At 22.9% G+C, this 15,149-nt stretch carries 12 protein-coding genes, 1 tRNA gene and 1 rRNA gene; 10 read left to right on the plus strand and 4 right to left on the minus strand.

Translation table 4 applies throughout. The features are described 5' to 3' along the window. Positions 1 to 178 precede the first annotated feature (178 nt). From ACXX89_RS03180 to ACXX89_RS03220, 9 genes are all read left to right on the plus strand, one after another. Positions 179 to 748, plus strand: a complete 570-nt coding sequence (locus tag ACXX89_RS03180; RefSeq protein WP_436358673.1) for a chromate transporter — start codon at positions 179 to 181, stop codon at positions 746 to 748. Continuing rightward, a complete protein-coding gene (locus ACXX89_RS03185) occupies positions 748 to 1,404 on the plus strand; it encodes a chromate transporter (protein WP_436358672.1) in 657 nt (218 codons plus the stop codon). The genes ACXX89_RS03180 and ACXX89_RS03185 overlap by 1 nt, the downstream gene beginning before the upstream one ends. A gap of 9 nt (positions 1,405 to 1,413) precedes the next feature. Next, positions 1,414 to 2,940 carry a GIY-YIG nuclease family protein gene (locus ACXX89_RS03190; protein WP_458557637.1) on the plus strand — a complete coding sequence of 509 codons (1,527 nt, stop codon included), beginning with the start codon at positions 1,414 to 1,416 and terminating at the stop codon, positions 2,938 to 2,940. 103 nt (positions 2,941 to 3,043) lie between these two features. Next, positions 3,044 to 5,908 (plus strand): SGNH/GDSL hydrolase family protein, encoded by a 2,865-nt coding sequence (locus ACXX89_RS03195; RefSeq protein ID WP_458557638.1) that lies wholly within the window; start codon positions 3,044 to 3,046, stop codon positions 5,906 to 5,908. A 66-nt stretch (positions 5,909 to 5,974) separates the two neighbouring features. Beyond that, positions 5,975 to 6,080 (plus strand): 5S ribosomal RNA (gene rrf, locus ACXX89_RS03200). 35 nt (positions 6,081 to 6,115) lie between these two features. Then, positions 6,116 to 6,961 carry a DNA-binding protein WhiA gene (gene whiA / locus ACXX89_RS03205; RefSeq protein ID WP_436358669.1) on the plus strand — a complete coding sequence of 282 codons (846 nt, stop codon included), beginning with the start codon at positions 6,116 to 6,118 and terminating at the stop codon, positions 6,959 to 6,961. A gap of 257 nt (positions 6,962 to 7,218) precedes the next feature. After that, positions 7,219 to 8,730, plus strand: a complete 1,512-nt coding sequence (locus tag ACXX89_RS03210) for an APC family permease (RefSeq protein ID WP_458557639.1) — start codon at positions 7,219 to 7,221, stop codon at positions 8,728 to 8,730. A gap of 88 nt (positions 8,731 to 8,818) precedes the next feature. Then, positions 8,819 to 9,637 carry a DNA-formamidopyrimidine glycosylase gene (mutM, locus tag ACXX89_RS03215; RefSeq protein WP_458557640.1) on the plus strand — a complete coding sequence of 273 codons (819 nt, stop codon included), beginning with the start codon at positions 8,819 to 8,821 and terminating at the stop codon, positions 9,635 to 9,637. Further along, the gene (locus ACXX89_RS03220; RefSeq protein ID WP_458557641.1) at positions 9,638 to 9,880 is read left to right on the plus strand and encodes a Smr/MutS family protein; all 243 of its coding nucleotides are present in this window, start codon (positions 9,638 to 9,640) and stop codon (positions 9,878 to 9,880) included. A gap of 41 nt (positions 9,881 to 9,921) precedes the next feature. On the opposite strand, the gene ACXX89_RS03225 is transcribed toward ACXX89_RS03220, so the two are convergent. The 4 genes from ACXX89_RS03225 to ACXX89_RS03240 all read right to left on the minus strand — a co-directional run bounded on the left by ACXX89_RS03225 (position 9,922) and on the right by ACXX89_RS03240 (position 13,722). Further along, positions 9,922 to 9,995, minus strand: a tRNA-Gly gene (locus tag ACXX89_RS03225). A gap of 116 nt (positions 9,996 to 10,111) precedes the next feature. Continuing rightward, on the minus strand, positions 10,112 to 10,999 hold the full coding sequence (gene tilS / locus ACXX89_RS03230) for a tRNA lysidine(34) synthetase TilS (RefSeq protein ID WP_458557642.1): 888 nt from the start codon (positions 10,997 to 10,999) through the stop codon (positions 10,112 to 10,114). Beyond that, positions 10,959 to 11,537 carry an aminoacyl-tRNA hydrolase gene (pth, locus tag ACXX89_RS03235; protein WP_458557643.1) on the minus strand — a complete coding sequence of 193 codons (579 nt, stop codon included), beginning with the start codon at positions 11,535 to 11,537 and terminating at the stop codon, positions 10,959 to 10,961. The genes tilS and pth overlap by 41 nt, the downstream gene beginning before the upstream one ends. Before the next feature lie 55 nt (positions 11,538 to 11,592). Beyond that, entirely contained in the window at positions 11,593 to 13,722 is a 2,130-nt protein-coding gene (locus ACXX89_RS03240; RefSeq protein WP_458557644.1) for an AAA family ATPase, read from the minus strand. Positions 13,723 to 13,808: 86 nt separating this feature from the next. Between ACXX89_RS03240 and serS the strand changes: the two genes are divergently transcribed. Next, the gene (gene serS, locus ACXX89_RS03245) at positions 13,809 to 15,080 is read left to right on the plus strand and encodes a serine--tRNA ligase (protein WP_458557645.1); all 1,272 of its coding nucleotides are present in this window, start codon (positions 13,809 to 13,811) and stop codon (positions 15,078 to 15,080) included. Positions 15,081 to 15,149 lie beyond the last annotated feature (69 nt).

Below are 15,149 nucleotides of genomic sequence, written 5' to 3' on the forward strand. Positions count from 1 at the left end.
ATTTTACCAGTGATATCACTGGTAAAATGTGTCCCAATAAATTGTCCCACTTTAGTTTATACTATGCTTTTATTTTGAAATTTTTGTAAAAAATCCTTTTATACCTATAAATCCTTTATAAAAGTATTTTTTTTAAAAAAAATATAACAGAGATTTAAAAAAATGTAAAATTTATGTTATGAAAAGTAAGGAATTTTGAAAAGTTTTTTTATTTATTATTAAATGTACTTTTATTGGTTTTGGTGGCGGAAATGCACTAATGCCAATAATAAAAAAATATGCAGTTGATCAATATGGATGAATAACTGAAAAAGAATTTAATGATGGAATTGTTGCTGTTAATTTAATTCCTGGGCCAGCGGTTATAGAAATGTTATCTTATATTTCCATAGTAAAACTAGGTAAAATAAAAGGAATGATAGTTACACTTTTAGCAATAATGCCACACGTTATTATGGCAATGCTTCTTTATTTTTTAACAACATTTTTACCTAATAAATATTTATATGTAATTAATGCAGCAGTTATTCCTGTATTAATTGGAACAATAATAGCATTTGCTTATAGATATTTAAAAACAAGTTTTAAAACATTAAGCTTACCAATTTGAATTCCACTTTTTATACTAACATTATCATTTTGTTTGTTTGCTCCAAGTCCTTTTAATATACCAGCAATTCCTTTAGTATTAGTTATTTTTATAGTATTTATAGTTGAATTTATTAGAGTTAAAAAGGGGAAAAAATAATGATTTTAGCTATTTTAGCTTGTTTTTTAGGAGTACTAATAATAGGTTTAATTGTTTTTGGTGGTGGTCAAGTTTTCATACCTATTTTTGAAAATTTTTGAAATTTTTTATCAAATACATTCAATCTAGAAATTACAAAAGATCAAATTGATACAGTTATAACCATTTCTAATTCTACTCCCGGTGTAGTTTCTACCAAATTTGCAGCATTTACTGGTATTTTAGTTTCAAACGGACAATGATGAGGATGAATAATAAGTTTTTTTACATATTTAATTTTTTGTCTTCCTTCTATATTTTTAATGATTTTATCTGTAAAATTAATAAAAAATACAGAAAAAAATAAATATTTATCTAAAGTTATAAAATATTTAAATCCAGTTTTAGCAGGAATTTTATTTGCTCTTGCTATTCAATTATTTATAAGCATTACATTTCCAAATATTTATTTTAATGATACTAATTTAAGATATTTTGGTGTAAAATCAACAGAAAAAAGTTCGTTTTTTAGTGGATGAAGGTTTATAGCATTAATAATTTATTCTATATTTTTTATAATTATTTCTATAGTGTGAAATATAAAGAAAAAACCCGTATTTTTATTAATTTTAATTTCTATAATAACTGCATTTATTGTTTTTGAACCTTGATTGTAAAGGAGAAAAGTGTTAACAAAAGTAAAAAAAGTTACAACTAAACCTGGAGTTTATTTGTGAAAAAATGAAAAAAATGAAATCATATATATAGGTAAAGCTAAGAATTTGAGAAACAGAATGATGCAATACTTTAAAGGTAGCATCAATTCTCGTTATACTTATAAAATGGTAGAAGAAATCAGGGATTTTGAAATCATTGAAACTAATAGCGAAAAAGATTCTTTAATTTTAGAAACCAGATTAATTAATGAAAAAAAACCAAAATATAATATTCTTTTAAAAAATAATAAAAAATATCCTTATTTAGTAGTTAAAAAAGATAAAAAAATCTCTATTTTAAGAGAAAATAACTTTAAAGAAGGAAAGAATTTATATCACTTTGGACCACTTCCACCTAGTTACGGTTTTAGAGAAATTCAAAATCTAATTGAAAAAATGTTTTTATATAAAGATGGACTTAAAATAAAAGAAGATCAATGAAATGAAGAATCTCTAAACTCTACTTTTTTTCAAATAAAAAAGTTATTATCAAACAAAATGTCCTTTTTTATAAAGGAATTAAAAGAGAAATATGAAATTTATAAGTTTGATGATGTAAAGTTAGAATTAGCTTTAGAAATTAAAAAATTTATAGATAAATTAGAGAAAAATCTTAATGAGAAACAGACTATAGAATTAAATATCGAATACGATGTTGATATTTTTGATATTCAAGAAACTGAAAAATTCTTTTTTACTACAATTTTTATTTATCGTGCAGGATCTTTGTTAAGCATTATAGATGATAAATTTGACAAAAATACAGATAAAAACCTTTTTATAGCAAATTTTATTAATGAGTATTATAAAGAAAATATAATTCCTAAAAAAATAGTTTTAGGTGCTAATTTTTCAAATATAGATTTTAATTTAATTAATTTGGATAAAAAAATCCAAATAGCAAAAAAAGGACAATTTAAATTAGCTTGTGAAAATGCAGAATCTCACAATAAAAATAGAATATCTAAAATCGATGAAATTAAAAATCAAAATCAAGATTTTATTATTTTAGAATTAAAAGAGAAATTACAATTACAAAAATTAGAAAATTTTATTATTATTGATAATTCTTTTGAATTAGATAAAGTTCCAGTCACTTCTATTCTTTATTATAATAAGACTGAAAACATTGAAGATCTAAACTTTTTCTATGTTCATAAAAATAGTAAATCAAACTCTGATGTCGATTTTATGAAACAAGGTTTTCAAAAATATTTAGAAAAATTTTCTCATTTAGAACTAGATTTAATTTTAGTTGATGGTTTCCAAAATCAAATTTCAGCAATAGATAAAATTCTATTTAAAAACTCTTTATCTATACAAGTTTTTGGTCTTAAAAAAGATGAACATCATAGAACAAAATACTTAGTAGATTATAAAGATAATCAAATAAATGTAAGTGAACACTTATTTCTTTTTCTTTCTAAAATACAGGAAAAAGTAGACAAAACTGCAAAAAATTACAGAAACGCAATAAAGTTAAAAAAATTCAATTAAAGCTATTTATAGATAAAAATGTATAAGATTTTTATACATTTTCTTTATTTTTTTAATTTTATTTTTTTCTTATGGTATTATTTTTGCAACTCAAGGAGGTAATATGAAAAAGAAAACAAAAATCATATTAGGAGCTTCTACAGGGTTGACATTATCTGTAGCAGTTATAACAATCCCGAGCGTTTTATATGTTCAACAAAACTTAAATAAATCTGATAATAGTAATAACTCACAAAAAACTAAGATTACTAATAATGATCAAAAAGATTTATTAAAAGACAATATTAATTATTTAGCTATTGGAGATTCCATTAGTGCCGGTTTCAATAGTGAATACGGTTTTGAAATTGCAGGAGATTTAAAAAATAATCAAATTGAAGGATTAAGTTTTCCTGCTTTTTTAGCAAATTATATAAACAAATTAAAACCAAATGCAATACACCAGTTTAATAACTATGCTTTATCAGGTACAAGAATAGTAGATTGATTATATTTACTAGATGCACCTAATGCAAACTATAATCTTAAAGCAGAAAAAGGTTATTTTCAATTTCTTTTATCTTGAGATGATGACTCTCTAAATCCATTTAGACATAGAATAAAAGAGGCTTTTGGTGATTTTCAAAAAGAAAATTTAGAAAATTTAAAAAATAAAATAAAGGAATCTAATCTTATAACAATAAGTTTAGGGGCTAATGATTTATTTGGTTCTTTAAATTTTAATAACTTAGAAAAGTTATTTAATAAAGAAACTCAAAAAGAAGCAATTTTTAATTTAAAACAAGATTTAGAAAGAATTTCTAAAGAAAATTATGTAAATTTAAATAAATTAGTCTCTAAAATAAAGGAAATAAACAGTAAAACAGAAATTGTACTTGTTGGTTATCCAATGCCTTTATTGAGACTATTAAATATAATTGATCATTTTTTTAGTTCAATAGCACAGGAAAAAGTTAATTTAAGTAACCAAATTTTAGATTCCATTAATGCAGTCTCTAAAAAAGTAGCAATTGAAACTAAAATTAATTATATTGAAACTTTTGATGAAGATGATTGAAAATCTAATAATGATAAATGAGCAAAATCTATTTTTGATATTCATCCAACAGAATTAGGATATAAAAAAATGGCTCAAGATATTATTTTAAAATTATCTCTAAATGACATAGATAAAAACTATAGTTTAGTTAAGAATTGAGATGAAAACTATATAGATAAAGATAAAAATGCTTTTCATAAAATTTTTGATTTTTCAAAAAATAACGAAGAGATAGTTAAAATAATTTCAAATTCCAAACTATTTAATGATGAGATTTTAGAAAAATCAAATTATCAAACAGAATTAAATAAAGAAAAAAGCAAACTCTTTTCAATGAAAAGAATAGTCTTAAATTGAATTAATGCAAATCACCATTTAACTAATCAAATAATAAATTCGTTTATTTCTAAAATAAAGGAAAAATACGGAATAAATGATGAAATTGTAGAACTTTTTAATGAAAAAACAGAAGAAAATAAAACATTTATATTTAAATTAATGGAAGAGTTTTTAAGAACCGATTTTATAGATGTTGTAATTTTAAAACTACAAAAATATTTTGATGAAAATGATTTAGATTTAAATGGCATAGAAGGTACACAAATAATAACTTCTAAATTGTTATTAGAAGAATTAAAAACAATATTTAAAGATCAAAAATTTATTTTAAGAATTTTAAAACAATTTTTAAAATCTGATTTTGCTATAAAAAATAAGAATAAATTAACTGCATTAACTAATTTTGCAACAACCTTTATTTTAGAAAATCTGGACAAGTTAAACTTAGTAAATTTAAAAGAAAATAAAGCAACAATTTTAACTTTAACAAAGGAAAAATCCTTTATTAAAGTAATTTCAGATATATTAAATGATTTTATTATAAATGAAAATCATTATGATTCAATTAATGATTTTAATTCTTTATTTGTAGTTTATTTAGAAAACCATAAAGAAGAATTCAAAACCAATTTAATAAATTTTATTAAATCCTTAAAAAACAATGAAACCATTTTAAATGTTATATCTAATACTATAGAACAAAAACTAAATTTAGAAAATCCTCAAGAAAACAAGGAAAATATTTTACCTTTTATAACTGATTTAATAGGTTCTGTCGATAAAATTGATTTAGTTTTACAAAATATTGATAAATTAATAGATTCTTTTGTTAAAGGAGAGTTGAGTTTTAATAACTTTTCTTTTGAAAAAGTAATTAGTATTTTGGATTTCAATTCACTAACTGGTGATTTAACTAAATTAGCAGATTTTTTTAAATTAATAGAAACTGGCGATATTTCAATAGAAAATTTTGTTAACTTTTTCAATGTAATAATAGAAAATTCTCCATTTAGCAACACCGAAAACTTAACAAAAGAAAAGAATCTATTCTTTTATTATTTAAATAATATAAATAATGATCCTGACACAAAAAAAAGAACAAGTTTAAGTATAAGTGATATTACTAAATTAAGCGGTGATTCTTTAGTTTCAAAAATTACTTTAATTTCAACAAAAGCATTTGAAAAATATAAAGAGTTTAAAAAGACTCATCCAAATGTTAATGAATTGGACAATCCATATAGAAAATTTCTATATAGATTTTCAGGATTAATTTTATGATATGCATATGAAACTTATGCAAGAGAAAGTTCTTTTCACTATATTATTTACTATTCTTCTTCACCATTCAATATAGAAAAAAGTATATATAATTCCTTAGCAGGAAAGTCAAAAGAGCAACAGACATTAATAACTTCAATATTTGGAAATAGATATTCATCATTTTTTGGTGATTCAGCCAAATCAATTCATAACAACGATTTAATGAAAATGATTTATTATAATACTGAAGCTAACAAGCACAATATTAAATGAAGAGAAAATCTATTTAAATTTATTAAACAAGGAAAACCAGATTTAAACAAATAGTTTGCTTATACAAGTAAAAAAAATAAAAAAATTATTGACTATTTTTAAAATTGTGGTAATATATATACAAGCGACCATAGCAAAGGGGATCACCTGATACCATTCCGAACTCAGTAGTTAAGACCTTTTACGCCGAAGATACCAGAGATGGGAAAATAGGGAGTTGCTGCTTTTTTTTTGCTTTTTTATAGATATAAAGGAGGTTTTATGTCATTTACTCATGAAATAAAAATGGAATTAATTGAAAACAAGATGAAAGAAAAGCAATTTAAAAGCTTCTTAAAAGGTTTAATCTTTACAAATTGTCAATTTAATAATAATGATTTAGAAGTTGTTATAAAAATTAATAGAGCAGATATTTCTATGAAAATAAAGGAAAAATTAGATAAATTTAAGATTAAATTTTATCGTTCAATTAAAAATAAAAACTGAATAATCATTTTAAAAAAAGATATTGATTTAGAATTAGTTATTAATGAACCAGCTTTCTTTTTTGCAGGAACATTTTTGGGTGGTGGTACTATTTCTGGCATAGATTCTACTTCTTATCATCTTGAAATAAGTTATTTTGAAGAGAAAATAGGTAATTTAATGATTGAAAAATTAAATAACTATGAATTTAATTTTATTTCTAAAAAAAGAAAAAATAAATTTTTTATTTATGAAAAGAAAGTAAATAATATTTTGGACTTTTTAAGTGCAATTAGAGCAAACACTAGTTTTTTAAAATTTTTCAATTTGAAAAATGAAAGAGATATTGAAAATAACGCAAATAGACTTGCTAATTTAGACTTTCATAATCAACAAAGACTTGTAAATGCTTCTCAAAGAGATATAAAAAATTATTTATTTTTAAAAGAAAATAATTTGGTAGATCAACTCACTGATGATCAAGTGATTTTTTTTGAAATAAGAGTAAAATTCCCGTATTTACATTTAAATGAAATAGTGGAAATTTTAAAAGAAGAGCATAATATAATAAAAACTAAAGGTGGCTTAAATCATTGATCGATAAAATTAGCTCAAATCGTGTCTAAATATAAAGCAAAATAATATTTTTATAAAAAAGTCAAAAATAATATATAATAAATTTGTTATATAAACTTAGGAAGGGTATGAAAATGAGCAAATCAAGTTCAATTATTATGTTCTGAAATAACTCAATTGAAATTTATGCAATTGCTTTTTTTCATACCTTTTTTAAGTAAGAGAATAAAATTATTTTAAAAATAATGAATAAAACAAACTCTTACTTTTAAAAAAGTAGGAGTTTTTCTCTTTTATATAATAAAAAATAATAAGGAGATTTTATGCAAGAAAAATCAGTAAGAAAAATTGGCTTATTTGTTTCATTGATGTTGCTTATTGGTTCTGTTGTGGGAATAGGAATATTCTTCAAAAACGCATCAGTAGCTAAAGCAACCGGAAATAATGGATTAGCTTGATTATTGAGTTGAATTATTGGTGGAGTTATTTCACTTGGTGCAGCTCTTAGTTTTTCTGAAATAGGAAGTTTCAGAAAAACTAAATTAACAGGTTTATCTAGTTGAGCTTATAAAATTTATGGTGTAAAAGCAGGGTATGGAGTATCATTTTTATATTCACTTTTTTATTATGGGTTATTAACTAGTGTTTTAGGTATTTTTGGATCAGAAATATTTTTCTTTTTCTTATCAGGAATAACAAGTTTGGAGTTTGGTAAAATTCCATTTTGAGTAATTGTTGTAGTAGGTTTATTATTCTCTGTTCTATTTTTAGCTTTAAATCATTTATCTATTAGAACAAGTGGAATAATACAAACAGTAGTAACATTTACAAAATTTATCCCTTTAATAGTTGCTGTTATTGTGGGAATTGCATTTTTTGACACCCATAATTCAGAAGGTGGAGTAAATGCGTTTTTAGATTTTGAAGGGAAAGCACCTTTTGGATTAAAAGGAATGATTGTCGCAATTCCTGCAGTTCTCTTTTCTTATGATGCTTTTTTAGTTGCCGGTTCTGTAAGAAACAAAATGAAAAATGCATCTAAAAATTTACCTTTTGTAATTTTATTTGGAATGACTCTTATAGTTATTTTATATACTTTAATTGCTGTGTCATCCATTTTACATAATAGCGGTATTGTTTGAACAGTTTTAGCAGATACATTACCAAAAACTGTATCTAAATATATTATTCCATCTGTAGTGTTCTTTATTTTAATATCAACTTTTGGAGTAATAAATGGAATAACATTAGCATTTATTAGTGAAACATATAGTGCAATTGACTTAAATTTATTTTTTGGTTCATATGCACTAAAAAGAAAAATAGGTGCTAAAAAAACAGAATTAATATACAATGCAATCATTTTAACTTTTTGAGCTATCTTGATTTTAGTACCTTCAGTGGTTTTAAAAATGGATAGTTGAATAGATGGAGCAACAAATTATCCTACAGTTTTCTTTTTTGGTATATATGGATTTGTAATTGGTTCATATTTAATAAAAAGAAATAAAATTACAGAAACTAAGAAATTAAATAGTTATTTATTTTATACATTTTCTGTAATTTCTGTTGTAGGTATTGCTTTTGTAGAAGTAGTTTATTTATATACAATTTTTTCAGATTTATTTAACCCTGATTTTAATTCATCTTGAGGTTTATTTAGAGATAATGGAAAATTGATATATAAATGAGTTCCTGTTTTAGTTTATTTCTTATTTTTAGGATTCTGTATTGGTTCTTTATATTTAAATATTTTCTTAGAGAAAAAAGTTTTCAAAAGAAATATTTTAGAAGAAATGAAGTTAAAATTACAAGAATATGAAGCAGAAAATTAATCGGTTATAAACCGATTTTTTTCTTATAGTTAGTCATTTCTATAATATTTCTATAATATTTATAATAAAAGTGTAAAATTTTTATATTATGCCAGAATTACCAGAAGTTAGAGTCGTAAGACAAGAATTAAATAAACATGTTCAAAATAAAAAAATTGAGAATATTCACATTTTTAGAGATTCATTTATAAAGGAAATTTCCGTAGAAAAGTTTAAAGAAGCTTTAATTGGACAAACAATTGTAGAAGTAACTAATGAAGGAAAATTTCTTGTATTTCATTTAACTAATGATAATATTATTTTAAGTCATTTGAGAATGGAAGGAAAATATAATTATTTTGAACCAGCAAAAACAAGATTAAAACATGATTATGTTCTTTTTGAGTTTAGTGATAATAGTAATTTGCATTACAATGATACAAGAACATTTGGAACTTTTCACTTAAGAACAAAGCAAAATTATTTAACAACAAATCCACTTGCTAAATTAGGAAAGATACCTGCACAAACAAATTTAGAAGAATTTTATAAAAAATTAAAATCTAGAAAAAAAGCAATTAAAACTTCTTTATTAGATCAAACTCTTGTTTTAGGATTAGGAAATATTTATGTAGATGAAGTGCTGTTTGCAACCAAAATTCATCCAGAAACCCCTAGTAATTTAATTTCCAAAAAACAAGCTAAAGACATTCTAGAAGTAGCTACAGATATTTTAGATCGTTCCACCGAATTAGGTGGAAGTAGTATTAATTCTTATACATCATTAAATAAGAAAAAAGGTTCTTTCCAAAACTTTTTACAAGTTCATACTAAAAAAGGTTTACCTTGTCCTATCTGTCAAAATGAAATTTTAAAGACAAAAGTAAATGGTAGAGGAACCTATTATTGTAAGGAATGTCAAAAATAAATGAATAATTGAAGTTATGAAAAAACAATTGATTTGCACGGTTTAACTACATCAGAAGCGGAAATAACATTATCAAATGCTATTTTTGAATTTAATAATTCAAATCAATATGACAGTTTAAATATAATTGTAGGAAGAGGTACAGGAACATTAAAAGTTTTTGTTAGAAGTTTTCTTGAAAGAGAAAATTTGTTTTTTACAGAAGGTGAAATAAACTTTTCAGTATTCAAAAAAGCATTTTAAAAGCAAGCTTTATAGCTTGCTTTTTTGGTCAAATTAATGATTGGAGCGAGTGAAGGGAATCGAACCCTCATAGTCAGCTTGGAAGGCTGAAGTTCTGCCATTAAACTACACTCGCGAGATACTTTATTATTATAAACTATTTTTTGTAAAAATCAAGAATTTTTATAGAAATTTTTATTTTTTTAAAAAAAATTTAAAAAAAACGGAAAAAATAAATAAAAAAAGCGATTTTTAGTCATTAAATATTATGTGATTTTTTACTTTATAAAGAAAAATACCTTTTTTTAATAAAAAGGAAGAAGTCCTATTTTGAGAAAAGAGAAATTGTAAAATTAAATTAATTTTATTTTCAGTTAAATTTATATTTAAAAATTTTTGGTGAACTAGGTTATATACTAAATTTTTTTGATTTTTTTCTGTTTGTTGTTTTAATCAATCAATATCAAAATTTGTTTTTTCTCATTTTTGCAACATTTTTTTATTTTTTCTATCTTTAAATAATAAAAAAATGTTTTTAATTTTGTAATTAAAAATTGTTATATTTTTATAAAAAGATTTATTTTTAAACTCAATTCTAATTTTATTTCTTTCATAAATTGGTAAGTTATTTGTATAGTCAACAGCGAAGTTTATGTTTTTATTTTTTAATATGTTTTCAATTTTAGTTTTTGAATACTTAAAAAGTAATGGTCTATAAATTTGCATATCAAAGAGTTGACTTTTCTTTTTTATGCCCCAATAATTAACTATTTTATTTTTATTTTTTTGAAGCATTATTGTTTCAAAAAAATCATCTTTATTATGAGCAATATAAAGGAAATTACAGTTATTTTCTTTATAAATTTTTTTAAAGAAATCATATCTTATTTGTCTGGCAAAATTTTGGAAATTTTCTATCTTTTCATAATTATCATAACTAACAGTTAAAACAAAAAAAGGAATTTTGTATTTTGTACAAAAATTCTCTACTATTGTTTGATCTTCATCGCTAGTTTCTCTTTTTTTATAGTTAACGTGTGCCACAACAATATCTTTATTTTTAAATTTATTTAACATAAAGATAGAATCTGGTCCACCACTAACTGCTAAGAGAAGTCTTTGCTTTTTTGTTTTTAGCATTAAACCTTTCAATAACCATTCTTATATCGTTAGAAATAAATTCAATTGAGGCAAGAGCAGCATCTTCAACAACTTTATCAATTATTTCTTTTTCACTTTGACTAAAAGGGGTTAAAACATAATTTCTAGTGTTTTTATTTTCTGGTCGACCAATACCTATTTTTAATCTTTTAATTTGATCAGTTCCAAGTTGTTCAATAATGTTTTTCATACCATTATGCCCAGCGTGAGAACCGTGATTTTTAATTGCTGCTTGACCTATTTTAAAGTCCATGTCATCATAAATAACAAGAATATCATCAGCAGGAATTTTAAAGAAAGACATTATTTCTCTTACAAAATCACCTGACTTATTCATATAAGTAAATGGTTTTGCTAAAACATAATCTTCTTTTTTTGCAAAAACACCATTGAATTTACTTTTTTCAAATTTTAATTCTAATTCATTAGCTATTTTATCTAAAACTCAAAATCCCACGTTGTGCTTTGTATTTTCATATTCAACACCAGGATTTCCTAAACCTATAATTAATTTCATATTTTAAATTATATTCCATTATAAGAATAATTTTTACAAATAACAGTAAAATTCTTTAGTCATTTTGTTCTAAAAAATAATTGATATTTGTTTTTCTTTCTCTCTCTTCTGTTGATACAGCTATTCCAATAGCGTCTTTTTCTCCAATGATTATTAATTCGTCTTTTGCTCTTGTAATTCCTGTATAAAAGATTTTTTTGTTTAAAAATATATTATATTCTTTAAAAATTAAATATATAAGAGCAGATGTTTCAGAACCTTGAAATTTATGTACAGAAACACAGTAAGATAAAACTATAGAATTTCTGAATTTTTGCTCTGTAAATTTAATTAGTTTATCATTAAATTTAATTATTATAAATTCCACTTTTTCTTTATAAAACAGAATATTTTCTATATAACCGATTTCTCCGTTTACCAAATTTTGACTGGAATCATTTTCAGTTTGCATAACTTTGTCGTTAACAAAGTACTTAATGCCGTCTATTTCAAAAAAAGTATTATTTTTTTCATCAAAAATTTTACTTTGAATTATTTTATTAATATTATTAATCCCTGCATTTCCTGCGTATTTTGGAGCAATTACAATAAAATCATTTATTGAAAATTTTGATAAAAATAAGTCAATTTGTTTATTAAAAATTTCTAGAAAAGACTTTGTATTACTTTCATAAAATTTTACATAATTATTTTTAAATACAGGTATTTGACCATTATTTACAGATGCTGCAATTTCTAATATTTCTTGTTTGTCTTTTTGACGATAATTATTTATTAATTTATTAGTAATAAATTTATCACTGTTAATAAAGTTATTTAATAAATTTCCATAACCAATGGAAGGTAATTGATCTTTGTCTCCAATTAAAACTATCTTTTTGATTTTATTTAAATCCAAAGATTTTAAGAGTTTATAGAATAAATCAGTATTCACCATAGAAAACTCATCGATAATTAAAGCATTAATTTCTTTTGTTAATTCTAAATTATATTCAATATTTTCGTTTTCTCATGAGACTTCTAAAAATGAATGAATTGTTCTAGAAGGGATGGATGCTTTTTGCAAAATATGAAAAGAGGCTCTACCTGTTGGAGTGAGAACTGCGACGTTTTTTTCTCCAAAAACATCGCTAAATCCTTTATAAATGAATTTTAGAATTTCTGTTTTACCAGTCCCTGGACCACCTGTTATAATAGTTAAATTATTTTCAAAAGCAGAAATAACAGAATTTTTTTGTATATCGTCTAAATACTTACCAATAATAGATTTTTTATATTTAAATTTATATTCTTTCTTTTTAATTTCATTAATAGTTTTTGCAATAAATTGCTCTTGTTCATACATTATAAAGTGAGTAATATTTTTTTTATCTTTGACAAAAAATAAAAATTTTTGATCCATTAAAATTTTTACATATTCTTTAAATTCTTCAATACTCATAAAAATTTTTTTATTTGCATTTTTATATACATGTTTTATTTCTTCTGGTTCTAAAAAAGTATTTTCATTATCTTTTAAATAAGTTAAAAACTCATTTAAAATTATGTATTTTTTTCTAATTTTACTTTCTGGTTTAATACCTAAAGCTAAAGCCATTTTATCTACATCAGCAAAAACATATTCATCAACTGTATCTAAAATACAAAAAGGTTGCTCTTTTAAGTATTTTCAAAACTCTAGAAGTCTGTATTTTTTATCTAATTTAGAATATAAATTTTCTAATCCGTTGGAAAAAAAGAAAATTTCTATTTCTTGTTTTAAAGAATTTGTAGAAATTTTATCAAAAATAATTTTTGCTTTTCTTTCGGGAATTAATTTAGGAATAGAATAAATGAGATTAGGATCATTTTTTAAAATAAATATGGATTTATCTCCCCAAGTGTTATAAATGCTTTGAGCCATTTTTTGACCTATTCCTGGAAAAAGCGAAGAAGAAAAGTATTTTACTATTTCTTTTTCGTTTGTTTCAATAATTAATTCACATTTTTTTAATTCTCAACTATTTTGATATTTAGGATGGTTTTTTTCTAAGGCAGTAATTAAATAAGATTTTTTTAATTCCAAATTAATTTTTGATGTTAGACTAATTATTTGTTTTTCTTTAGTTTTTACTAAAAAAATAAAGAAATTTTTAGTATTGTTTTCAAAAATCTTTCTTTCTACTTTGACTTCAAATTCTTTCATATGGAAATTATAAACTACTATTAAAAAATATCAATTCAATTTAACTAATAAGATATATTTTTAGTTTTTGTATTATAATTTTATTTATGTTAAATATTAAATTTATATTAAATAATAAAGAAGAAGTTATTAATAAACTTAAAACAAGAAATTTTGATATTTCTTTAGTAGAAGAAATTTTTAAACTCGGAGAAAAAAGAAGTGAAGTTATGTCAAAACTTCAATTTTTAGAGAGTCAAAGAAATGAAAAATCAGCCAAAATTGGTCAAATGGTAAGAAATAAAGAAAATACTGACCAAATCAAAAACGAAGTAAGTGAACTTAAAATTCAAATCGATTCATTAAGTGAACAAAGCAATGAAATTAACTCTAAAATTGAAAATATATTACTAAATATTCCTAATTTACCTTTAGATTCAGTTCCTGTAGGTTTAGATGAAAATGATAATGTAGTAGTTGAAGTTAAAGATAAAATTGGTAGAGGACTTGTAAAAGCATTAAAACCACATTATGAAATTGGTTTAGATTTAGACATTTTAGATTTTTCAAGAGCAGTTAAAATGTCTGGTTCTAGATTTGCTATTTTTAAAAATGAAGGAGCAAGATTAGTAAGAGCATTAGTTTCATTTATGTTAGATGAACATGTAAAAAATGGTTATACAGAAATGGTTACTCCTACAATGGTTTTAAGCAAAATGCTTTATGGAACAGGACAACTTCCAAAGTTTGCTGAAGATTTATATAAAATTGAAAATAATGATATGTGAATGATTCCTACAGCAGAAGTAACTTTAACCAATTATCATAATGATGAAATTTTAGATTTAAATGTTGCTAAAAAATACGTTGGTTATACAAAATGTTATAGATCTGAATCAGGAAGTGGTGGAAGAGATACTAAAGGTTTAATTAGATCTCACGAATTTCACAAAGTAGAATTAGTTAAAATAGTTAATGATAAAGATAAGATGAATGAATTTCACCAAACTGTAAAAGATGCTGCTAATATTTTAGAAAAACTGGAAATTCCATATAGAACAGTAGCATTAAGCACAGGAGATTTAGGTTTTTCTTCTAAACAAACATTTGATTTAGAATTATGACTCCCTTCAGAACAAAGATTTAGAGAAGTTTCATCAATTTCATTCTTTGGTGATTTTCAAGCAAGAAGATCATTAATTAGATATAAAAATGAAGATAATAAAACAGAGTATGCAAATACTATAAATGGTTCTGGTATAGCAATAGATAGAGTTTTTGCTGCTATTTTAGAGCAATATCAAAATGAAGACGGAACAATTGATATTCCAAAAGTTTTAGTTCCTTATATGAATGGTTTAACTAAAATTTCAAAGTAAAATCCAAAAAATATTGGGTAGTGTAAGATATTTTGTGTAAATTTCTCTTGCTTACTTTTTAGTAAGAGA

Source organism: Mycoplasma sp. 1012, from assembly GCF_054343455.1.